This window comes from Mesorhizobium terrae, assembly GCF_008727715.1.
GTDB classification, from domain to species: domain Bacteria; phylum Pseudomonadota; class Alphaproteobacteria; order Rhizobiales; family Rhizobiaceae; genus Mesorhizobium; species Mesorhizobium terrae.
Genome location: NZ_CP044218.1, coordinates 3,623,477 through 3,645,739 on the forward strand (window position 1 = coordinate 3,623,477; position 22,263 = coordinate 3,645,739).

Here is a 22,263-nt window from a genome sequence, read left to right on the forward strand (position 1 = left end):
CGGACAAGGCGAAGCCGGCCGACAAGAAGATTGCCGCCGTCGCCAAGCCGAAACCCGTGGCGAAGGACAAGGCGGCCAGCGCCGCCAAGCCGACTTCACTGGACAAGATCGCGCAACAGATCGAGGCTGGAGCTGACGAATGATCGGCGTTCTCAACAAGCTCCTGAAACGTTCGCCGCGCAGCGACAACGGCTCGATCGTCCTCGACAGCGCCCGCAAGGCGACCGGCGGCAAGACGCGCACCCGCGTCGTCATGACGATGACGGTGTTTTTCGGCATCTACATCGCCATCACCGGTCGGCTGGTGTGGCTGGGCTTCCAGGGGCCGAGCGATTCCGGCCCGCCGCCCAGCCGGGTGACGGCTTCGCGGCCCGACATCGTCGACCGCAATGGCGAGGTTCTGGCCACCGACATCAGGACGTCGTCGCTGTTCGCCGAGCCGCGCCACATGGTCGATGCCGACGAGGCGATCGAGAAGCTGGCGACCGTGCTGCCGGAAATCGATTACGAGCAGACCTACAAGAAGTTGAAGAGCGGTGCCGGTTTCGTCTGGCTACAGCGCCAGCTGACGCCGAAGCAGCAGTCGGAAATCATGCAGCTCGGCATTCCCGGCATCGGCTTCCGCACCGAGAAGCGGCGCTTCTATCCTGCCGGCGAGACGACCTCCTATGTTGTCGGACTGACCAACATCGACAACCAGGGCATCTCCGGCATGGAGAAGTATATCGACGATCAGGGGCTGGCCGACCTGCAGCAGTCGGGCCTCGCCGTTGCCCGCGATCTGAAGCCGGTCAAGCTGTCGATCGACCTGCGCGTCCAGCACATCGTGCGCGACGAGGTCGCGACCGCGATGGAGAAGTATCATGCGATCGCCGCCGGCGGTGTCGTGCTCAACATCAAGACCGGCGAAGTGATGGCGATGGCCTCGGTGCCGGATTTCGATCCCAACAATCCTTATAACGCCCAGGAGAAGGACCGGCTGAACCGCATGTCGGCCGGTCTTTACGAGATGGGCTCGACCTTCAAGAGCTTCACCACCGCCATGGCGCTGGATTCCGGCAAGGTGACGATGGACTCCAAGTTCGATGCCTCGCGTCCGATCACCATCGGCCGCCAGACCATCCGCGACTTCCACGGCAAGGGCCGCGTTCTGTCGGTGCCGGAAGTGTTCATCTATTCCTCCAACATCGGCTCGGCCAAGGAAGCCGACGTCGTCGGCATCGAAGGCCACCGCGAGTTCCTGCACCGCCTCGGCGTGCTGGAAAAGATGAAGACCGAACTGCCGGAAGTGGCCAAGCCCACTGAGCCGAAAGTCTGGAAGAAGGTGCATTCGATCACCGCCGCCTTCGGCCACGGCATCTCGACCACGCCGCTGCAAACGGCGGTCGGTTGCGCGGCGCTGATGAATGGCGGCTTCCTGATCCAGCCGACCTTCCTGACCCGCACCGCCGATCAGGCGATGGACGTCGCCAAGAAGGTGGTCAGCGAGAAGACCGTGGAGGGCATGCGCTATCTCTACACGCTGAACGCCGAAAAAGGCTCCGGCAAGAACGCCCGAGTCGCCGGCTATCGCGTCGGCGGCAAGACCGGCACTGCGGAAAAGGTCATCAACGGCCGTTATTCGAAGGATGTCCGCTTCAACGCCTTCGTGGCGGCGTTCCCGATGGACGATCCACAATATATCGTGTTGACCATCATCGACGAGCCGAAGCCGGAAAAGCCCGGCATGGGCGCCACCGCCGGCTCCAACGCCGCGCCGATGGTGGCCAACATCATCCGCCGCTCGGCGCCGATGCTTGGCGTCAAGCCCGATTTCGGCCAAGAAAATGCGGCAACGATGGTGTCCTACTGAGTGATTCTTAAGAGGCGCGCCGGGATGCGCGCCGTTTTGTTGCAATGACTGGGGTTCGATGAAACTTAGAGATCTAGCCGGTGTCCTGCCTGTCGAGGCTTCCTCCGACACAGCGGTGACCGGCGTCGCTTCGGATTCGCGGCAGGTCCGTACCGGCAATCTGTTCTTTGCGCTGGCTGGCTCGAAGGCCGATGGCGCGACCTTTGCCGCGGACGCTGCCAAGCGCGGTGCATCGGCCATCGTTGCCGCGCGCGGTGCCGGCCTTTCCGGCCTCGGCGTGCCGGTGATCTCCGTGGATGATCCGCGCCACGCGCTGGCGCTCGCGGCAGCCCGTTTCTTCGGCGGCCAGCCTGAAACCATGGTCGCCGTCACCGGCACCAGCGGCAAGACCTCGGTCGCCGCCTTCACCCGCCAGATCTGGGACCATGCGGGGTTTGCCGCCGCCTCCATCGGCACTACCGGGGTCGTAGCGCCAGGCCGCGACGAATACGGTTCGCTGACCACGCCGGACCCGGTCGCGTTGCACCGCCTGCTCAAGGAACTGGCCGACGCCGGCGTCACCCATGCCGCGATGGAAGCCTCCAGCCATGGCCTCGACCAGCGCCGGCTGGACGGCGTGAAGCTCGCTGCAGGCGCGTTCACCAATCTCGGTCGCGACCATATGGATTACCACCCGACGGTCGAGGACTATCACCGCGCCAAGCTGCGCCTGTTCGATGCGCTGCTGCCCAAGGGCGCGCCGGCGGTGATCTTCGCCGACGACCCGTGGTCGGCCCCGACCGTTGCCGCCGCAAAAGCGGCCGGGCTTTCCGTGCTCACCGTCGGCCGCCATGGTGATTTCCTGCAACTCAAGCGCGTCGAGCACGAGCGCCATCGGCAGCGGGCCGAAATCGAGGCCGACGGCGTCATCTACGAGATCGACCTGCCGCTGGCCGGCGACTTCCAGATCTATAATGCGCTGGTTTCGGCCGGGCTGGCGATGGCCACCGGCACGCCGGCGGCCAAGGCCCTGGCTGCTCTCGAAAAGCTGAAGGGCGCGCCCGGTCGGCTCGACCTGGTCGGTACGACCTCGGTCGGCGCGCCGGTCTATGTCGATTACGCCCACAAGCCGGACGCGCTGGAGAATGTGCTGTCCTCGGTGCGGCCCTTCACCACCGGTCGCGTCCTGGTGGTGTTCGGCTGCGGCGGCGACCGCGACCGCGGCAAACGCCCGATCATGGGCGAGATCGCCACGCGACTGGCCGACGTCGTCATCGTCACAGACGACAACCCGCGCTCGGAAGTGCCGCAAGAAATCCGCGCCGCCATCATGGCGGCGGCGCCCGGCGCCATCGAGATCGGCGACCGCCGCAAGGCGATCCACGAAGCGGTGGCGATGCTCGATGCCGGCGACACGCTGATCGTGGCCGGCAAGGGCCATGAGGAAGGGCAGACCGTCGGCGCCGAAACGCTGCCGTTCTCCGATCACGAGGAGGTGCGCGCCGCACTCAGGGAGCGTGCCGCATGAGCCATCTGTGGACCGCCGACGCCCTTGTTGCCGCCCTTGACGGCCGCCCGATCGGCGCCATGCCGGAAGGCGTCAGCGGCATTTCCATCGACAGCCGCACATTGCAGCCGGGCGAGGCCTTCTTCGCCATCAAGGGCGACGCGATGGACGGGCACGACTTCGCCACCGCCGCCATCAAGGCCGGCGCCGGCGTTCTCATCGTCGCCGAAGGCAAATTACCGGCGCTTGGCCGGCTGACCGCGCCGATGATCGTGGTGCCCGACGTGCTGGCATCGCTTGAAAAGCTCGGCGTGGCGTCGCGCGCGCGTTCCCGCGCCAGGATCATCGCGGTGACCGGCTCTGTCGGCAAGACCACCACCAAGGAAGCGCTTCGTCACGTCCTGTCCGTGGTCGGCAAGGTGCATGCCTCGGCCGCCTCCTTCAACAACCATTGGGGCGTGCCGCTGACCTTGGCGCGCATGCCGCAGGACACCGACTACGGCGTCTTCGAAATCGGCATGAACCATCCCGACGAGATCCGGCCGCTGGTGAAGATGGTGCGCCCGCATGTCGCCATCGTCACTTTGATCGCGGCCGCCCATCTCGGCTTCTTCCGCAATCTGGACGAGATCGCCAAGGCCAAGGCCGAAATCTTCGAAGGGCTGGAGCCGGAAGGCGCGGCGCTGCTCAACCGCGACGACCCGCGCTCGACGCTGCTGGCTAAGATGGCGCGCCAGGCCGGTGTCGCCCATGTCTTCGGCTTCGGCGAGGCGCAGCGCTCCACCTATCGCCTGGTCGACTGCGTGCTTGCGGCCGACCATTCGGTCATCACCGTCAAGATCGCCGGCAAGGAATTGGTGGCGCGCGTCGGTGCGCCAGGACGGCATATCGCGCAGAATGCGCTGGCGGTGCTGGGTGCGGCCCATCTCGTCGGCGCCGAGGTTACGCGTATCGCCGAGGCCCTGGCCGACCTGTCGGCGGCACCGGGCCGTGGCCTGCGCCATGTGCTCGGCCTGCCCGGCGGCACGGCGACGCTGATCGACGAAAGCTACAACGCCAACCCGACCTCGATGCGCGCGGCGTTGACGCTGCTGCGCGACACGCCGGTGGCCGAAGGCGGACGCCGCGTCGCCGTGCTCGGCGACATGCTGGAACTGGGCTCGCAGTCGCAGAAGCTGCATGCCGCATTGGCCGAGCCTGTAACGGAGGCGGGCGCCGACATGGTGCTGCTCGCCGGACCTGATATGCAGGCCCTGGCGGAAGCGCTGCCGGCCGAGGCGAACGTCACTTACATGCCAACCACCGACGCGCTGAAGCCTGCGCTCATCAAGGCCTTGCAGCCGGGCGACGTGGTGATGGTCAAGTCATCGAAGGGTATCGGCTTCGCCAAGCTGGTCGACACTCTGGTCAAGACATTTCCGGCGGAGACCGCCGCAACGCAGATTTGAAGGCCCCGGGGGACGAAAACGCATGTTCTGGCTTCTCGTCGACTTTGCCGACCACGTCACGGTCTTCAATGTCTTTCGCTACATCACCTTCCGCACCGGCGGCGCGCTGATCACGGCCGCCCTCATCGTCTTCATCTTCGGGCCGACGATCATCAATTCGCTGCGTGTGCGCCAGGGCAAGGGGCAGCCGATCCGCGCCGACGGGCCGCAGACGCATTTCAAGAAGGCCGGCACGCCGACCATGGGCGGGCTGATGATCCTGACCGGCATCATCGGCTCGTCGCTTCTGTGGGCGAACCTGACCAGCATCTATGTCTGGGTAGTGTTGTTCGTCACGCTCGGCTTCGGCGCCATCGGCTTCTATGACGACTACCTCAAGGTCACCAAGCAGTCGCATCTCGGCTTTTCCGGCAAGGCGCGCCTGGCGCTCGAATTCATCATCGCCGGCATCGCCGCCTGGATCATCATGCGCAGCGGCCAGCCGCCGTTCTCCTCCTCGCTGACCTTTCCGTTCTTCAAGGAACTGATCATCAATCTCGGTTTCTTCTTCATCCCCTTCGCCGCCTTCGTGGTGGTGGGCGCGGGCAACGCCGTGAACCTGACCGACGGTCTGGACGGCCTCGCCATCGTGCCGATCATGATCGCGGCCGCCTCCTTCGGCGTCATCGCCTATCTGTCGGGCAACGCGGTGTTCGCGGAGTATCTGCAGATCCATTTCGTGCCGGGCACCGGCGAACTGGCGGTGATCCTGGGCGCGGTGATCGGCGCCGGCCTCGGCTTCCTGTGGTTCAACGCGCCGCCCGCGGCGATCTTCATGGGCGATACCGGTTCGCTGGCGCTTGGCGGATTGATCGGCACGGTGGCGGTCGCGGTCAAGCACGAGATCGTCATGGCCATCATCGGCGGCCTGTTCGTCCTGGAAATCCTCTCGGTGATCATCCAGGTCGGCTACTTCAAGATGACCGGCAAGCGTGTGTTCCTGATGGCGCCGATCCATCACCATTTCGAAAAGCTCGGCTGGACCGAGAGCCAGGTCGTCATCCGCTTCTGGATCATCGCCGTCATCCTGGCGCTGATCGGCCTCTCCACCCTCAAGCTGCGATAGGCCCTGCATGATCCCGGCTACATCCTTCGCAGGCAGACGCGTTTCACTGTTCGGGCTCGGTGGGTCCGGCATCGCGACCGCGCGTGCCCTGATCGAGGGCGGCGCCGAAGTGCTGGCCTGGGACGACAATCCCGAGAGCGTGGCGAGGGCACAGGAGCAGGGCGTTACCACGGGCGATCTGCGCGGCGCCGACTGGGCGGGCATTTCCTCGCTGGTGTTGTCGCCCGGCGTGCCGCTGACCCACCCCAAGCCGCATTGGGTGGTGGAGTTGGCGCGCGCGGCAAGCGTCGAGGTGATCGGCGACGTCGAACTGTTCGCGCGCGAGCGCAACAGGCTGCAGGCGGATGCACCCTTCATCGCCATCACCGGCACCAACGGCAAGTCGACGACCACGGCGCTGACTTCGCATATCCTGAAATCGGCCGGACGCGACACCCAGATGGGCGGCAATATCGGCCGCGCCGTGATGACGCTCGATCCGCCTGCGGCGGGCCGCCACTATGTGGTGGAGTGTTCGTCCTACCAGATCGATCTCGCACCCTCGATCAACCCGACCGCCGGCATCCTGCTCAACCTGACGCCGGATCACCTCGACCGGCACGGCACGATGCAGCACTACGCGTCGATCAAGGAACAATTGGTGGCGGGTTCCGAAACCGCGATCATCGGCGTCGACGACGCCTGGTGCGCGCAGATCGCCGACCGGCTCGAGCGCGCCGGCAAGGAAGTCATCCGCATCTCCAAGCGGCTGCCGCTCACCGACGGCTATTTTGCCGACGGCACCAATCTGATGGAAGCCGTGCACGGGCGCTACAGCCGCGTCGGCTTTCTGGAGGGCATCGGCTCGCTGCGTGGTCAGCACAACGCGCAGAACGCGCTGGCGGCGGTCACCGCCTGCCTGAAAGTCGGGCTGGAACTCGGCGAGATCCAGGCCGGGCTGGAGAGCTTCCCGGGCCTCGCGCACCGCATGGAGCAGGTCGCCCGCAAGGATCACGTGCTGTTCATCAACGATTCCAAGGCAACCAATGCGGATGCCGCCGCACCGGCGCTGTCGTCTTTCCCGCGTATCTACTGGATCGCGGGCGGCCTGCCCAAGGAAGGCGGCATCGAACCGCTGCGCGGTTTCTTCCCGCGCATCGCCAAGGCCTATCTGATCGGCGAGGCCGCCCCGGCCTTCTCGGCGACGCTCGGCGAGGCGGTGCCCTACGAGATCGCCGGCACGCTGGCGACCGCGGTGGAACGCGCGGCGGCGGAAGCCGCCCGGGACGAGAGCGGCGAGGCGGTGGTGCTTCTGTCGCCGGCCTGCGCCTCCTTCGACCAGTTCAAGAATTTCGAGGTGCGCGGCGAAGCCTTCAGGCAAGCCGTCGCTGCTATTGATGGCGTGAAACCCATCGGAGGGACACGATAATGGCCGCCAGCCGTCTCGACAAAAGCCCCGTTGCAACCTGGTGGTGGACCATCGACCGATGGTTCCTGGCGGCGTTCCTGTCGCTGATGGGACTGGGCATCGTGCTGTCCTTCGCCGCCAGCCCGGCGGTGGCGCAGCGCATCGGCCTCGACCCGTTCCATTTCGCCACGCGCCAGATCATCTTCACCGTGCCGGCGCTGTGCGTGATGCTGGCCGTGTCCTTCCTCGAACCACGGCAGATACGGCGCATGGCCGTCATCATGCTGTGCATCATGCTGGTGCTGATGGTGGCGGTGCTGTTCGTCGGCGTGGAGGTAAAGGGCGCGCGCCGCTGGATTTCCTTCGCCGGCCTGTCGGTACAGCCTTCCGAATTCCTCAAGCCGGCCTTCGTCGTGCTGTGCGCCTGGCTGTTCGCCGAACACAAGCGCCAGCCCGACATTCCAGGCAATGTGCTGGCCATGATCCTGCTCGGCCTCGTCGTGGCGCTTCTGGTGGCGCAACCTGACTTCGGCCAGACTATGCTGGTGACCGGCACCTGGGGCATCATGTTCTTCATGGCCGGCCTGTCGTGGCTGTGGATCGTCGTGTTGGGCGCAATGGGCGCCACCGGCGTGTTCGCGGCCTATACGATCCTGCCGCACGTCGCCGGCCGTATCGACCGCTTCCTGACCGGCGAGGGCGACACCTATCAGGTCGACATGGGCAAGGAGGCGCTGATCAATGGCGGCTGGTTCGGCGTCGGACCGGGCGAGGGCACGGTCAAGCGCGTCATTCCCGACAGCCACGCCGACTTCGTGTTCTCGGTGGCGGGCGAGGAATACGGGCTGATCATGTGTTTCTTCATCATGACCATCTTCGCCTTCATCGTGCTGCGCGGCCTCAACACGGCGCTGAAGGAGCATGACGACTTCACGCGTTATTCCATCGGCGGCCTGGTCACCATTTTCGGCCTGCAGTCGATCATCAACATGGCGGTGAACCTGCAGTTGATGCCGGCCAAGGGCATGACGCTGCCCTTCATCTCCTATGGCGGCTCCTCGCAGATCGCGATCGCCATCTCCATGGGCATGGTGCTGGCATTGACCCGCAAGAAGCCCGAGAAACGCAAGTCGCTGGGCGGCCTGCAAGGCTACGCCTCGCGCGTCATGCCGGCGGAGTAGATCGGCGCACATATGGCAAAGGGGGTTATTCTACTCGCGGCCGGCGGCACCGGCGGACACCTGTTTCCCGCAGAGGCGCTGGCGCATGAGCTGATCGGACGCGGCTGGGCGGTGCATCTGGCCACCGACGACCGCGCTTCGCGCTTTGCCGCGCATTTTCCGGCAACGGCCGTGCACACGATCCGCGCCGCCACCATGGGTTCGAAGAACCCGTTCGCGCTGGCTGGCGCGATGTGGCGCATCTGGCAGGGCGTCAGGCAGGCTTCCAGCGTCATCGGCCGCATCAAGCCCGAAGTGGTTGTCGGTTTCGGCGGCTATCCGACGCTGCCGCCGGTGTTCGCGGCGACGCGGCGCAAGGTGCCGACCGTCATCCATGAGCAGAACGCTGTGATGGGCCGCGCCAACCGGGCGCTGTCGGCCAGGGTCGACGCCATCGCCGGTGGCTTCCTGCCCGAGGACGCCAGCATCGCCGGCGCCAAGACCGTCACCACCGGCAACCCGGTGCGGCCGCCCGTGCTCGAAGCCGCCAAGACGCCCTATGTCGCGTCGGCCGGCGAGGATCCCTTCCGCCTTCTGGTGTTCGGCGGCAGCCAGGGCGCCCAGTTCTTCTCAGATGCCATCCCCGCGGCAATCGCGCTGCTGTCCGAAAACCAGCGGCGGCGGTTTTCCGTCGTCCAGCAGGCGCGCGCCGACGATGTCGGCAGGGTCAAGGACGCCTATGCGAGGCTCGGCATCGAAGCGCAGGTCTCGCCCTTCTTCACCGATATGGCGCAGCGCATCGCCGCCGCCCATCTGGTGATTTCGCGCTCCGGCGCCTCGACCGTTTCGGAGATCGCCGTGATCGGCCGGCCGGCGCTGCTGGTGCCTTATCCGCACGCGCTCGACCATGACCAGGCGGCGAATGCCGCCGCGCTGGCGGCGGCCGGCGGCGGTGAGGTGCACCCGCAATCGACGCTGACGCCGGAGGTGGTCGCCGGGCTGCTTGGTGTGGCGATGGAGGAACCGGAGCGGCTGGCCGGCATGGCGGCTGCGGCGAAGTCGGTCGGACGCCCACACGCGGCGCGGTTGCTCGCCGACCTGACAGAGGCTATTGCCTCGCGCAGAACCGTGGAAGAATTCAGGAAGGATAGAAGCGCATGAAGATGCCGCAGACGATCGGGCTCGTGCATTTCATCGGCATCGGCGGCATCGGCATGAGCGGCATTGCCGAGGTTCTGCACAATCTCGGCTACAAGGTGCAGGGTTCCGACCAGGCCGAAAGCGCCAATGTGCAGCGCCTGCGCGACAAGGGCATCGAGTGCTTCGTCGGGCACCGCGCCGAAAATCTCGGCGAGGCCGAGGTGGTGGTGGTCTCGACCGCCATCAAGAAGGCCAACCCCGAACTCGCGGCAGCGCGCGAGAAGAACCTGCCCGTCGTGCGCCGCGCCGAAATGCTGGCCGAGCTGATGCGCTTCCGCAACGCGGTCGCCATCGGCGGCACCCATGGCAAGACCACGACGACGTCGATGGTGGCGACGCTGCTCGAAGCCGGCGGGCTCGACCCGACCGTCATCAATGGCGGCATCATCAACGCTTATGGCACCAATGCGCGCATGGGCGACGGCGAATGGATGGTGGTCGAGGCCGACGAGAGCGACGGCACCTTCCTGAAGCTGCCGGCCGATGTCGCCGTCGTCACCAACATCGATCCCGAGCATCTCGACCACTACGGCTCGTTCGACAAAGTGCGCGAAGCCTTCCGCCAGTTCGTCGAGAACGTGCCGTTCTACGGTTTTGGCGTCATGTGCACCGACCATCCGGAAGTGCAGGCGCTGGTCGCCCGCATCGAGGACCGCCGCGTCATCACCTATGGCGAGAATACGCAGGCCGACGTGCGCTTCGCCAACCATCGCATGGAGGGCGCCACCTCGCGCTTCGACGTCGTCATCCGCAACCGCAAGCGCGGCGGCGAGACGGTGATTTCCGATCTCAGCCTGCCGATGCCCGGCCGCCACAACGTCTCCAACGCGACAGCGGCGATCGCCGTCGCCAATGAGCTCGGGATTTCCGCCGAGGCGATCAAGAAGGGCCTGTCCGCCTTTGGCGGCGTCAAGCGCCGCTTCACCCACACCGGTTCGTGGAACGGGGTCGAGGTGTTCGACGATTACGGCCACCATCCGGTCGAGATCAAGGCGGTGCTGAAGGCCGCGCGCGACGCCACCAAGGGCCGCGTCATCGCCATTGCCCAGCCGCATCGCTTCAGCCGCCTGCACGATCTGTTCGACGAATTCTCGTCCTGCTTCAACGATGCCGACACGGTGATGGTGGCGCCGGTCTACACCGCCGGCGAGGATCCGATCGAAGGGGCGACCTCCGACGCGCTGGTCTCGCGGATCCGCTCCGGCGGCCATCGCGACGCGCGCTACATCGAAGGGCCTGCCGATATCGCGCCGATCGTGCGCGGTCTGGCGAAAGCCGGCGACTTCGTCGTCTTCCTCGGCGCCGGCAACATCACGCAATGGGCCTATGCGCTGCCGAAGGAACTTGCCGGGGCAGGATCATGACACGCGGCGATGCGCTGCTGGAAAAGCTCGGCGACAGGCTGGCCGGCCTGCGCGGCCGCATCACGCCCAATGCCGAGATGGACAAGATCACCTGGTTCCGCGCCGGCGGCCTGGCCGACGCGCTGTTCCAGCCGGCCGACGAGGAAGACCTTGCCGCTTTCCTGAAGGCGGTGCCGGAGGACGTGCCGCTGACCATCGTCGGCGTCGGCTCGAACCTTCTGGTGCGCGACGGCGGCATTTCCGGCTTCGTCATCCGGCTTTCCGCCAAGGGTTTTGGCGAGGCTGAGGTGGTCGGGTCGACCCAGATCAGGGCAGGGGCCGCGACGCCCGACAAGCGGGTGGCGGCGGCGGCGCTCGAGGCCGGTATCGGCGGCTTCCATTTCTACCACGGCATTCCGGGCGCGATCGGCGGGGCGCTGCGCATGAATGCCGGCGCCAATGGCGTCGAGACGCGCGAGCGGGTCGTGGAAGTGCGGGCGCTTGACCGCAAGGGCGAGCTGCATGTGCTGACCAACGCCGACATGGGTTATGCCTACCGGCATTCGGCGGCGCCGGCCGATCTCATCTTCACCTCGGCGCTGTTCGAAGGCTTCGCGGAAGACAAGGACGTCATCAAGGCGGCGATGGAAGCCGTGCAGCACCATCGCGAGACGGTGCAGCCGATCCGCGAGAAGACCGGCGGCTCGACCTTCAAGAACCCGGAAGGCACTTCCGCCTGGAAGGAAATCGACAAGGCCGGCTGTCGCGGGCTGATGGTGGGCGGCGCCCAGATGTCGCCCATGCACTGCAACTTCATGATCAACACCGGCACCGCGACCGGCTATGACCTCGAAAATCTCGGCGAGACGGTGCGCGAGCGCGTGCTGGAACATTCCGGCATCCGCCTGCACTGGGAAATCAAGCGCATCGGCAAGTTCCGCGCCGGGCACGAGGTGCAGGAATTCCAGGGGCAGCTGCTCTAGCCGCTGCCCCCTCGCGTCGCGCTTGGCGCCGTCACAGGCCGTGGGCCGAAAAATCCCATCTGGCGGAATTGACCCAGCCCTTGCCCATGGCGATCGTGCCCTTGCGGTTGAGGACGACGTGCCGCCATCTGGGCGCTGCCGTTCCCGAGCGCAGATAGCTCATGCACAGGATTTCCAGTTTCTCGGCGTCGGCGGTGTCGCGCCAGGCGGCGCCGTTCTTCTTGGCGTCGGTTATGTGGCCGCTGGGGCCGGCGCGCGTCGCCAGGAAATCGCAGATCAAATCGTCGACGCGGTCGGGACTGTTCAACCGGATGAAATCGGAAACCCGTCCGGGCGTCAGGCCTTCAAGCCCGCCATTCTGGGTGACGATGTCGAAGAACCAGCAGAAAAGCCGCTTCGAGGGCGCCGGCCGCCCGGCCTCGCTTGCCCAGGCGGCGGCGCGGTCGAATGCCCTTTGCGCCACCGCTTCTATCCGGATGCGTTGCTGCTCGCGCATAGCCGGGCTGCCCATCAGCGCCTGCAACTCGGCTTTCGGCCTGGCCCTCAGCGTCGTGCCGCTCTGCCAGCTGCGAACGATGGCCAGCCCCCTCGAAACCGAGGTGCCGCAGGCCGCCCACAACTCCTGTCCAAAGGTGGGCATCAGCGCCCAAACCTCGGCCTGCCCAACAGCGATGACCATAGGCTGCAGCGAGCCCTTGCCGATATTCCATTGCAGCGCGCCGCAGGAAATTCCCATGCCGTCGAAATCGCCGACAGCGGCGCGGTAAGGATCTCCCGATGTCTCGAAGCCAGGCGTGATGGCGACGGCGGATGCGATCCAATCTTGTGCTGGCCTGGCCATGGTTCCCCTCCGTGGTGAACAGCTGATTCAAGCTACTCCGTCCATGCACTATTTCAATCAATTGCCGTGTATCTCAGGTTGTATTTTGAGTTGTTTCGGTTGCAGGAGCGGTCGTGGGAATCAGGTCATTTTGTTTGAAATTGCGGCGGCTTTTATTCTACTTCCTCACCCTTCGAAGAATTTGCGATCATCTAAACTGACAGCGACAGAACATGCTTGCCGTCCGGATCAAGACAATTTATGTCTATACATAAATCGAGACTGGACCAGCACGCCGGGGAACAATCAAACAGGCTGGACCAGTGCCGTCGAAGCGCGATAGTGCTTTGACGTGGCGGTCTTTAGGTGCCGTGAAACGGCCGTTTTTAGGGAGGCGTCAATGATATCGAAGAACGCAGCGAAACTGGTGTTGGGCGGCCTGTTGGCCGGCATGATCTCGTCGGCCCATGCGGGCGAGACGCTGGATCGCGTCATGAAGAACAAGGTGCTGGTGGAAGTGACCGACCAGGCCTATCCGCCGTTCTCCTTCATCGACGACAAGGGCGAGGTGGTCGGCTTCGACGTCGACATCGCGCGCGAATTCGCCAAGCGGCTGGGCGTCGAACTGAAGGTCGAGACGCCGTCCTGGGAAATCATCACCGCCGGCAACTGGAAGGGCCGCTGGGACATCTGCATCTGCTCGATGTCGCCGACCGCCGAGCGCGCCAAGGTTCTGGACTTCGTCACCGAATATTACGGCGCGCCGGCGGTGATCGCCGTCAATGCCGCCAACACCTCGATCACGAGCGCCAAGGACCTGACCGGCAAGAAAGTCGGCGTCCAGGCCGGCACGCCCTATGAGAAGTATTTGCAGAAGGAACTGGTCGACGAGGTGCCGGGCAAGGCGCCTTCGAAGCCGAACTTCCCCTTTGGCGACCTGACGGCCCAGCCCTACGACACCGAGGATTTTGCCTTCCAGGACCTCGGTCTTGGCGACGGCAAGCGGCTCGACGCCGTGATCGCCGGCTACATGACGGTTTCCGACCGCGTCAAGAAGTCGGAAGGCAAGCTCAAGATCGTCGGCGAGGACCTTTATCACGAGACGATCATGGTGGCCTCCGACAAGGGCGACCCGGAATGGGAAGCCAAGATCAAGGAAATCTTCAAGTCCATGTATGACGACGGCACGCTGAAGAAGATTTCCGAAAAGTGGGTTGGCCGCGACATTTCGGCCAAGCAGTAGACGGTCAGGGCGTGGCGGCGGAACAATCAACCGGCAAGGCGCGCATCAGCGCGGCGGACAAGGCGTTCCGCGTTCGCGTCGCCGTCGTCTGGCTGGTGTTGCTTACGCTGTTCGTCGCCTTCTTCCTGTCCTTCGGGCTCGATCTGCCCTTTATCGTCGACAAGTTCCCGGCGCTGGCTGGCTTCACGCTCAGCCGCGCCGGTTTCATCCAGGGCGCCGTGCTGACGCTCTATGTCTGCTTTTTCTCCATCATCGCCTCGGTGGTACTGGGGTTGCTGTCGGCGCTCGGCCGCCTGTCGAAAAGCGCCGTCGCCTACGGCATTTCCACCTTCTACACCTCCTTCTTCCGCGGCACGCCGCTGCTGGTGCAGATCTTCCTGATCTATCTCGGCATTCCGCAGATCGGGCCGGTGCCGGCGGCCATCCCGTCCGGCATCATCGCGCTGTCGCTCAACTATGGCGCCTATCTCAGCGAAATCTTCCGTGCCGGCCTGTTGTCGGTGCCGGCTGGCCAGCGGGAGGCCGGCTTGGCGCTCGGCCTGCACCCTTGGCAATTGATGCTGAAAGTGGTGATGCCGCAGGCGATCCGCGTCGCCATCCCGCCGACCGGCTCGCAATTCATCTCCATGTTGAAGGATTCCTCGCTGATCTCGGTGATGGGCGTGACCGAGCTGATGTTCGTGGCGCAATCCTACGGCCGCTCCAGCTATCGCTACATCGAGATGCTGACCACGGCGGCGGCGATCTACTGGTTCATGTCGATCATGCTCGAGCTCGTACAGTCGCGGCTGGAGAGCCATTACGGTAAGGGCTATCGCGCCCGCTAGTGGCCCGGCAGCGCCGGGCCATGCCGCGGCAGGCCGGGTCAGGCGCCGTCGCCCGGTGTCTTCGACTGGGACACCAGCGCGACCAGGATGCTGAGCACGACGCCTGCCGTCGCGATCCAGAAGGCCGTCTGCATGCCTGCGGTGACCGCATGGCGCAGCGCATCCCCGGTCAGCCCGCCGACATGCTGGTTGGCGACCGCGATCAGCACGGCGAGACCGATGGCGTTGCCGACATTGAGCGTGGTGGAGGCCATGCCGGAGGCAACGCCCTGCTGGTCGTGGTGCACGCCGGATGCGGCGGCGATCCACATCGCCGTCCAGACGATGCCCTGGCCGATGCCCGAAACGATGAGGCCTGGTGCCAGCGCGAGGTAAGTGCTGTCCGGCGTTGTCGCCGGCACCATCAGCGCCGTGCCGATGGCGCCGATCGCCATGCCGCCGATCAGGCTTGAGCGGTTGGAGAAACGGGTCGACAGGCGTGCCCCAAGCTGCGTGCCGGCGGCAATCGCGATCGACGGCACGAGAAAGGCGACGCCGGTCTCCAGGGCGGAAAAGCCCTGCACGTTCTGGAACAGCACGGTGAGGAAGTAGGGCAGGGTGCCGAACGTCGCCATGTAGAGGAAGGTGATCGTCATCCCGGTGACAAGGCTGCGGTTGCCGAACAGGCGCAGCGGCATCAACGGGTCGGAACTTTTCGCCTCGATGATGGCGAAGGCGACGAGAAACAGCACCGCGAGCGACGCGCTCCACAGGATCGAGGGCGACAGCCAGCCATATTCCGGGCCCTGGACGAGAGCGAAGACCAGCAGGGTCGCGCCGGCGGTCACCGTCACCGCGCCGGCAAGATCGAAGCTGCGGTGCTCGTGGCGTTTCGGGTCGCGCGGGATGACGAGGAACGCGGCAACGATGGCGATGCCGGCCAGAAGCACGTTGACATAGAAAACGGACGGCCAGCCGAACATGCCGGTCAGGAAGCCGCCGGCGAGAGAGCCGATGGTCAGGCCGCTGGCGCCGGCCCCACCCCAGACCGCAAGCGCGCGGTTGCGTTCCGGTCCTTCCGCGAACAGCCGGTTGACCAGCGAGAGCGTCGCCGGAAACAGGAAAGCGCCGCCGATGCCCTGCACGGCGCGTGCCGCGATGATGATTTCGGGCGACCAGGCCATGCCGCCGACCAGCGACGACAGCGCGTAAAGCCACAGCGCGAAGATGAACATGCGGCGCTGGCCTATCAGGTCGGCGGCGCGCCCGCCGAACAACAGGAAGCCGCCGGTGAAGACCGTATAGACGCTGACCACCCATTGCAGCGTCTGGCTGGAAAAACCGAGCCCAGCGCCGATCTCCGGCAAGGCCACGAAGACGATGTTGAGGTCGAGCGCGATGATCAGCTGCGCAAAAGCCAGCAGGGCAAGCGTCGCACCCCGCTGTGCCCTGGTTCGTCCGGCCGAAGCCATGGCGCCGTGGGATACGGCCTCGTTCGATGCACTCACGGTGACAATCTCCTGTATCGTTCTTTGTTGATCGACAAATAACTTGAGCTTGCATCGCGCTGTCAAGCGAATTATTTGTTGATCAATCAAGAATGGAGATGCGGATGGCGCGGCCCCGGGAATTCGATCGTGACGAGGCCCTGGCGAAGGCGCGCGACGCCTTCTGGACGCGCGGCTATGAAGGCACGTCGATGGCCGATCTCGTCTCCGAACTCGGCATCGCCTCGGCCCGCATCTACGCCGCCTTCGGTTCCAAGGAAGACCTGTTCCGCGAAGCCATCGGTCTCTACGAGGTGAAGGAAGGCGGCTTCGTCGACCGCGCGTTGGCGCAGGAGCCGACGGCGCGGCTTGCGGTTGCGAGGATGCTGCGCGAGGCGGTCGAAACCTACACGAGGCCCGGCAAGCCGTGGGGCTGCATGGTGGTGACGGCGGCGACCAATTGCGCGGCCGAGAACAGCCGCGTGCAGGAGTGGCTGGCCGAGCGACGGCGCCAGCAGACGGCGGCCATCGCCGGCCGGCTGGCGCGTGCCGTGCGCGATGGCGAACTGGTCGAGGATGCCGATGTCGGGCGTCTCGCCGACTATCTGACCTCGGTCATGCACGGTCTTTCGGTGCAGGCCCGCGATGGCGTTTCCAGTGAGCGCCTTGCCGCGCTTTGCGAACTGGCGCAGCAGGTCGTCGCTGGCTTTCTCAAGCCACGCGCCAGCTAAGTTCGCTATCTCGAAAGGCGTGGCGATTGCCGCCGCATCCGTTGCAGGAAAGACTCAAAACGCCGGCTTTCGAGCGACTTTTTTCGAGAAAGTGAATCGCTCGGAATCATAAGGGCTTGTCAGTGAATCAACTCTCTGATTCTTTGGGGCTACAGCGTTTCCTGATTTGAGTCGTTCGACGCGTGGGGCCGCGTTCCATCTGGGGAAGTCATTCTCCGGACGTGGGCGATTCATGGCTAGGAAACTGAAATTGAAGACCCGCCGCTAGAGGGATGACGGGGTATGAAGAACAAACATGTGGCCGTCTTGCTGGGAGGTTTTTCGTCCGAGCGGCCCGTGTCTCTGTCGTCCGGCAAGGCATGTGCGGATGCGCTGGAGGCGGAGGGGTATCGCGTCACGCGCGTCGATGTCGGTCGCGATGTTTCGGCGGTTCTCGCGGAGTTGAAGCCCGATGTTGCCTTCAATGCGCTGCATGGTCCGTTCGGCGAGGATGGCACGATCCAGGGTGTGCTCGAATATCTCGACATTCCCTATACGCATTCCGGCGTGCTCGCCTCGGCGCTTGCCATGAACAAGGAGCAGGCGAAGCGGGTTGCGAAGGCTGCGGGCATTCCTGTTGCTGAATCCAAGGTCACCAGCCGTTTCTCGATCAAGAACGAACACCCGATGAAGCCGCCTTATGTGGTGAAGCCGGTGAATGAGGGGTCGAGCTTCGGCGTCGTCATTGTCAAGGAAGGGCAGACCCATCCGCCGCAGCTGATTTCCTCTCCGGAGTGGAATTACGGCGAGGAGGTCATGGTCGAGCGCTACATCCATGGGCGCGAGCTGACCTGCGCGGTGATGGGCGATGTCGCGCTTGGGGTCTGCGAAATCATCCCGACCGGCCATTCCTTCTACGATTATGATTCAAAATACGTTCCGGGCGGCTCAAAACACGAGGTGCCCGCTAAAATTTCACTAAATATTTACCAAAAAATACAGACACTGGCCCTCAAGGCTCACCAAGCGATCGGCTGCCGGGGCGTCTCCCGGTCGGACTTCCGTTACGATGACCGTTATTCCGAGAACGGCGAGGTTGTCTGGCTGGAGGTTAACACCCAGCCCGGCATGACGCCTACGTCTCTGGTGCCGGAAATCGCCGCGCATGCGGGGCATTCGTTTGGCGAGTTGTTGAGTTGGATGGTGGAGGAGGCGTCGTGTCGGCGTTGAACTGGGGACAGAACGGAAGGCGGGGCGCGATGCCGCGCGCCGGCCTCGGTGCGTCCTCGTGGTTCGACCGTTTCGTGCTGCCGAAGATGCTGCGCAAGCCCATGCGCACGCTGGGCCGCTTGGGCCGCGGCGACTTCACCGCGCCGCCCTTCACCGCTACCGCGATGACGGCGGTGCTGATGGCTTCCAGCCTGACCTATGGCGCCTATCTCGGCGGTCATCTCGACGGTTTCGTGCAGGACGTGACCGCTCGCACCGGTTTCGCCGTCGACCAGATCAAGGTGGTCGGCAATCGCGAAACCTCCGAAATCGACATTCTCGACAAGCTGGACCTCAATGGCTGGACCTCGCTGGTCGGCTTCAGCGCCGAGGGCGCGCGCGAGCGCATCGCCTCGCTGCCCTGGGTCGAGGGCGTGGCCGTTCGCAAGATCTACCCGCATCTGCTGGAAGTCCGCATCGAGGAGCGTCAGGCCTTCGCCATCTGGCAGCGCGGTTCCGATCTTTCGATCATCGAGCGCGACGGCCGCGTGATCGCTCCATACATCGGCGGCGACCAGTCCAGGCTGCCGCTTCTGGTCGGCGTCGGCGCGCCGGAACATGCGCCGGACCTGATGGCCAAGGTTGCGGGTTTCGCCGATCTCGCCAAGCGCGTGCGCGGCTATATCCGCGTCGCCGAGCGGCGCTGGGATCTGAAGCTCGACAACGGCATCACCATCAAATTGCCTGAAGACGGGATCGACCAGGCTCTTGCCGACCTGGCGCGCATGGATCGCGAGAAGGGGATTCTGTCGCGCGATATCGCCGCGGTCGACATGCGCCTTCCCGACCGGCTGACGGTGCAGCTGACGCCCGAGGCGGTCACCGCCCGCGATGCGGCGCTGAAGGAACAATCCAAGATGGCCAAGCGCAAGGCGGGGCAGCAGATATGAGTTGGCTCGGCGGCAACAATGACGCAGCCTCGCGCCGGTCCGGCATCCTCACGGTGCTCGACGTCGGTTCGAGCAAGGTCTGCTGCGTGGTGGCCAAGCTCAAGCCGCGCGAGGATGGCAACCTCCTGCGCGGTCGCTCGCATCGCATCCAGGTCATCGGCATCGGGCATCAGAAGTCGCATGGCGTGAAGTCGGGCGTGGTGATCGACCTCGATCGCGCCGAGCACGCCATCCGCCTGTCGGTCGACGCCGCCGAGCGCATGGCCGGCCTTACCGTGGATTCGCTGATCGTCAACATGACGGCCGGCCGCCTGAAGAGCGAAACCTTCAACGCCACCATCAATCTCGGCGGCCACGAGGTCGACGAGAACGACATCAAGCGCGTGCTCGCCGCCGGCGCCAAGCAGGCGCTGAAGTCGGAACGCGAAGTCATGCATGCGCTGCCGGTCGGCTTCTCGCTCGACGGCGAGCGCGGCGTGCGCGATCCGCGCGGCATGATCGGCGATACACTCGGCGTGGACATGCATGTCATGACCGGCGACTCCGCACCGCTGCGCAACCTCGAACTTGCCATCAACCGTTCGCATCTGTCGGTCGAGCGCATGATTGCCACGCCTTATGCCGCGGGTCTTGCGGCACTGGTCGACGACGAGCTCGAAATGGGCGCGGCCTGCATTGACATGGGCGGCGGCACCACGACGATTTCCGTCTTCTCGGAAGGCAAGTTCGTCTATGGCGACTCGATCCCGGTCGGCGGCAATCACGTTACGCTCGATCTCGCCAAGGGCCTGTCGACGTCGCTGGAAGCGGCCGAGCGCCTGAAAGTCATGCATGGCTCGGCACTGCCGGGCAGTGCCGACGACCGCGACCTCGTCACCATCCAGCCGATCGGCGAGGAGGGCGAAGCGCCGCAGCAAATTCCGCGTTCGGTGATGACACGAATCATTCGCGCCCGTATCGAGGAAACGCTGGAGCTGCTGCGCGAGCGGCTGAACAAGTCCGGTTACGGCAATGTGGTGGGCAAGCGGGTCGTGTTGACCGGCGGCGCCAGCCAGCTGGCCGGCATGCCGGAAGCGGCCCGCCGCGTGCTGGGCCGCAATGTGCGCGTCGGGCGTCCGCTCGGTGTCGCCGGCCTGCCGGAAGCGGCGAAGGGTCCAGCATTCTCGACCGCGGTCGGGCTGATGATTTATCCGCAGGTCGCCTCTTTCGAGAGCCGGTCTACGTTTGGGGTCTCGCGTTTCAAGATGACGGGAACGGGCGGGAGACTGCATCGGATGGGTCAGTGGTTGAGAGACAGTTTTTAGTTGAGTTGACGGGGACAGCCCCAAAGGCGGCCGCGACGGCGAAGCGGCGGTAAAGGCAAAAGGACGAGGACTATGACGATCAATCTGAAAAAGCCGGACATCACCGAGCTTAAGCCCCGCATCACCGTGTTCGGTGTCGGCGGTGGCGGCGGCAACGCGGTCAACAACATGATCACGGCGGGCCTTCGCGGGGTCGAGTTCGTCGTGGCCAACACCGATGCGCAGGCGCTCACAATGTCGAAGTCCGAGCGGCTGATCCAGCTCGGCGCCCACGTCACCGAAGGTCTCGGCGCTGGCTCCCAGCCCGAAGTCGGTCGTGCCGCCGCCGAGGAGTGCATCGACGAGATCACCGACTACCTGTCCAACACGCATATGTGCTTCGTCACCGCCGGCATGGGCGGCGGCACCGGCACCGGCGCGGCTCCCGTGGTTGCCCGCGCTGCCCGCGAGAAGGGCATCCTCACCGTCGGCGTCGTCACCAAGCCGTTCCACTTCGAAGGCCAGCGCCGCATGAAGACGGCAGACCTCGGCATCGAGGAACTGCAGAAGTGCGTCGACACCCTCATCGTCATCCCGAACCAGAACCTGTTCCGGCTCGCCAATGACAAGACCACCTTCGCCGACGCCTTCGCGATGGCCGACCAGGTGCTCTATTCGGGTGTTGCCTGCATCACCGACCTGATGGTCAAGGAAGGCCTGATCAACCTCGACTTCGCCGACGTGCGTTCGGTGATGCGCGAGATGGGCAAGGCCATGATGGGCACCGGCGAAGCTTCGGGCGAGGGCCGTGCAATGGCCGCCGCCGAGGCCGCGATCGCCAATCCGCTGCTCGACGAGACCTCGATGAAGGGTGCCAAGGGCCTGCTGATCTCGATCACCGGCGGCCGCGACCTGACCCTGTTCGAAGTCGACGAAGCCGCGACCCGTATCCGCGAGGAAGTCGACCAGGACGCCAACATCATCCTGGGCGCTACCTTCGACGAGGAACTCGAAGGCGTCATCCGCGTCTCGGTCGTGGCGACCGGCATCGACAAATCGGCCGAGCAGATTGCGGCCACGCCGATCTCGATCCGCGCCGCGCAGCCCAAGGCTCCGGCTCGTCCGGCAGCCGCGGCGGTTGCTGAAATCCGCAGCGCTCCGGTGCCGCAGTCGGCCTTGCAGGAACCGCGCGGCGTCGACCCGGTTGCGGAAGCCATCCAGCAGGCCGAGGCCAATGCCGCCGCGCTCGCCCAGCAGCCGCGTATGGCTGCTGCCGCCCCGCAGGACGAGTTCCGCCCGCAGAGCAAGCTGTTCCAGGCGCCGCCGGCCCAGCCGCAGCCGCACCCGGTGATGCAGCAGGTTGCGCCGCAGCCCGCCCCGCAGCCGGTGCGTGAAGCTCCGCAGCCGGCTCCCGTCCAGGCGCGCATGCCGCGCGTCGAAGACTTTCCGCCGGTGGTGAGGGCCGAAGTCGAGGCCAAGCAGCACCCGGTGGACCAGGAGGACCGCGGTCCGATGGGTCTGTTGAAGCGCCTGACCAACGGCCTGACCCGCCGCGAGGAAGAGCCTGCCCGCCTGCAGCCTGCGCAGCCGCGCGAGCCCAAGCTGCGCCAGGCCGCTCCGGAAGTGCGCCGGCTGAACAACCAGGATGCGCAGCTCTATGCTCCGCGTCGTGGCCAGGCCGACGACCAGGGCCGCTTTGCGCCGCAGCAGCGCGCGACTCACGAAGACGATCAGCTGGAGATCCCGGCCTTCCTGCGCCGCCAGGCCAACTGATCTTCTGACGGATTGTAA

18 protein-coding genes are annotated in these 22,263 nt (G+C 65.2%); 16 read left to right on the forward strand and 2 right to left on the reverse strand.

Annotated elements, in window-relative coordinates:
- The first annotated feature begins 139 nt into the window (after window positions 1-139).
- The 9 genes from FZF13_RS18670 to murB are packed head-to-tail and all read left to right on the forward strand — an operon-like array spanning window position 140 to window position 11,964.
- On the forward strand, window positions 140-1,852 hold the full coding sequence (locus FZF13_RS18670) for a peptidoglycan D,D-transpeptidase FtsI family protein (RefSeq protein ID WP_024923445.1): 1,713 nt from the start codon (window positions 140-142) through the stop codon (window positions 1,850-1,852).
- 58 nt (window positions 1,853-1,910) lie between these two features.
- On the forward strand, window positions 1,911-3,359 hold the full coding sequence (locus FZF13_RS18675; RefSeq protein ID WP_024923444.1) for a UDP-N-acetylmuramoyl-L-alanyl-D-glutamate--2,6-diaminopimelate ligase: 1,449 nt from the start codon (window positions 1,911-1,913) through the stop codon (window positions 3,357-3,359).
- On the forward strand, window positions 3,356-4,786 hold the full coding sequence (locus FZF13_RS18680) for a UDP-N-acetylmuramoylalanyl-D-glutamyl-2,6-diaminopimelate--D-alanyl-D-alanine ligase (RefSeq protein WP_024923443.1): 1,431 nt from the start codon (window positions 3,356-3,358) through the stop codon (window positions 4,784-4,786). The genes FZF13_RS18675 and FZF13_RS18680 overlap by 4 nt, the downstream gene beginning before the upstream one ends.
- 22 nt (window positions 4,787-4,808) lie before the next feature.
- Window positions 4,809-5,891 carry a phospho-N-acetylmuramoyl-pentapeptide-transferase gene (gene mraY, locus FZF13_RS18685; protein ID WP_024923442.1) on the forward strand — a complete coding sequence of 361 codons (1,083 nt, stop codon included), beginning with the start codon at window positions 4,809-4,811 and terminating at the stop codon, window positions 5,889-5,891.
- A gap of 7 nt (window positions 5,892-5,898) precedes the next feature.
- On the forward strand, window positions 5,899-7,299 hold the full coding sequence (murD, locus tag FZF13_RS18690) for a UDP-N-acetylmuramoyl-L-alanine--D-glutamate ligase (protein ID WP_024923441.1): 1,401 nt from the start codon (window positions 5,899-5,901) through the stop codon (window positions 7,297-7,299).
- Window positions 7,299-8,459, forward strand: coding sequence for a putative lipid II flippase FtsW (gene ftsW / locus FZF13_RS18695; RefSeq protein WP_024923440.1), 1,161 nt, complete (start codon window positions 7,299-7,301; stop codon window positions 8,457-8,459). The genes murD and ftsW overlap by 1 nt, the downstream gene beginning before the upstream one ends.
- Window positions 8,460-8,471: 12 nt before the next feature.
- Window positions 8,472-9,599, forward strand: a complete 1,128-nt coding sequence (murG, locus tag FZF13_RS18700) for an undecaprenyldiphospho-muramoylpentapeptide beta-N-acetylglucosaminyltransferase (RefSeq protein ID WP_024923439.1) — start codon at window positions 8,472-8,474, stop codon at window positions 9,597-9,599.
- Complete coding sequence (murC, locus tag FZF13_RS18705; protein WP_024923438.1) at window positions 9,596-11,002, forward strand: UDP-N-acetylmuramate--L-alanine ligase; 1,407 nt, start codon at window positions 9,596-9,598, stop codon at window positions 11,000-11,002. The genes murG and murC overlap by 4 nt, the downstream gene beginning before the upstream one ends.
- A complete protein-coding gene (gene murB / locus FZF13_RS18710; RefSeq protein ID WP_024923437.1) occupies window positions 10,999-11,964 on the forward strand; it encodes a UDP-N-acetylmuramate dehydrogenase in 966 nt (321 codons plus the stop codon). Before murC ends, murB begins: the two co-directional genes overlap by 4 nt.
- 31 nt (window positions 11,965-11,995) lie before the next feature.
- On the opposite strand, the gene FZF13_RS18715 is transcribed toward murB, so the two are convergent.
- Window positions 11,996-12,805, reverse strand: a complete 810-nt coding sequence (locus tag FZF13_RS18715) for a hypothetical protein (RefSeq protein WP_024923436.1) — start codon at window positions 12,803-12,805, stop codon at window positions 11,996-11,998.
- Window positions 12,806-13,184: 379 nt separating this feature from the next.
- Here FZF13_RS18715 and FZF13_RS18720 point away from each other — a divergent pair, with 379 nt between their 5' ends.
- Both FZF13_RS18720 and FZF13_RS18725 read left to right on the forward strand, forming a co-directional pair.
- The gene (locus FZF13_RS18720) at window positions 13,185-14,027 is read left to right on the forward strand and encodes a transporter substrate-binding domain-containing protein (protein ID WP_024923435.1); all 843 of its coding nucleotides are present in this window, start codon (window positions 13,185-13,187) and stop codon (window positions 14,025-14,027) included.
- Window positions 13,994-14,854, forward strand: coding sequence for an amino acid ABC transporter permease (locus FZF13_RS18725; RefSeq protein ID WP_244437870.1), 861 nt, complete (start codon window positions 13,994-13,996; stop codon window positions 14,852-14,854). Before FZF13_RS18720 ends, FZF13_RS18725 begins: the two co-directional genes overlap by 34 nt.
- Window positions 14,855-14,892: 38 nt before the next feature.
- Here the strand turns inward: FZF13_RS18725 and FZF13_RS18730 are convergent, their stop codons facing one another.
- Window positions 14,893-16,341: an MFS transporter gene (locus tag FZF13_RS18730; protein ID WP_244431119.1), complete on the reverse strand. Its 1,449-nt coding sequence runs from the start codon at window positions 16,339-16,341 to the stop codon at window positions 14,893-14,895.
- A gap of 104 nt (window positions 16,342-16,445) precedes the next feature.
- Here FZF13_RS18730 and FZF13_RS18735 point away from each other — a divergent pair, with 104 nt between their 5' ends.
- From FZF13_RS18735 to ftsZ, 5 genes are all read left to right on the forward strand, one after another.
- Window positions 16,446-17,051, forward strand: coding sequence for a TetR/AcrR family transcriptional regulator (locus tag FZF13_RS18735; protein ID WP_036254249.1), 606 nt, complete (start codon window positions 16,446-16,448; stop codon window positions 17,049-17,051).
- Window positions 17,052-17,333: 282 nt separating this feature from the next.
- Window positions 17,334-18,260 (forward strand): D-alanine--D-alanine ligase, encoded by a 927-nt coding sequence (locus FZF13_RS18740; RefSeq protein WP_024923431.1) that lies wholly within the window; start codon window positions 17,334-17,336, stop codon window positions 18,258-18,260.
- Window positions 18,248-19,189 (forward strand): cell division protein FtsQ/DivIB, encoded by a 942-nt coding sequence (locus FZF13_RS18745; RefSeq protein ID WP_024923430.1) that lies wholly within the window; start codon window positions 18,248-18,250, stop codon window positions 19,187-19,189. The genes FZF13_RS18740 and FZF13_RS18745 overlap by 13 nt, the downstream gene beginning before the upstream one ends.
- Window positions 19,186-20,493 (forward strand): cell division protein FtsA, encoded by a 1,308-nt coding sequence (gene ftsA / locus FZF13_RS18750; RefSeq protein ID WP_024923429.1) that lies wholly within the window; start codon window positions 19,186-19,188, stop codon window positions 20,491-20,493. The genes FZF13_RS18745 and ftsA overlap by 4 nt, the downstream gene beginning before the upstream one ends.
- Before the next feature lie 72 nt (window positions 20,494-20,565).
- The gene (gene ftsZ, locus FZF13_RS18755) at window positions 20,566-22,245 is read left to right on the forward strand and encodes a cell division protein FtsZ (RefSeq protein WP_024923428.1); all 1,680 of its coding nucleotides are present in this window, start codon (window positions 20,566-20,568) and stop codon (window positions 22,243-22,245) included.
- Window positions 22,246-22,263: the final 18 nt, after the last annotated feature.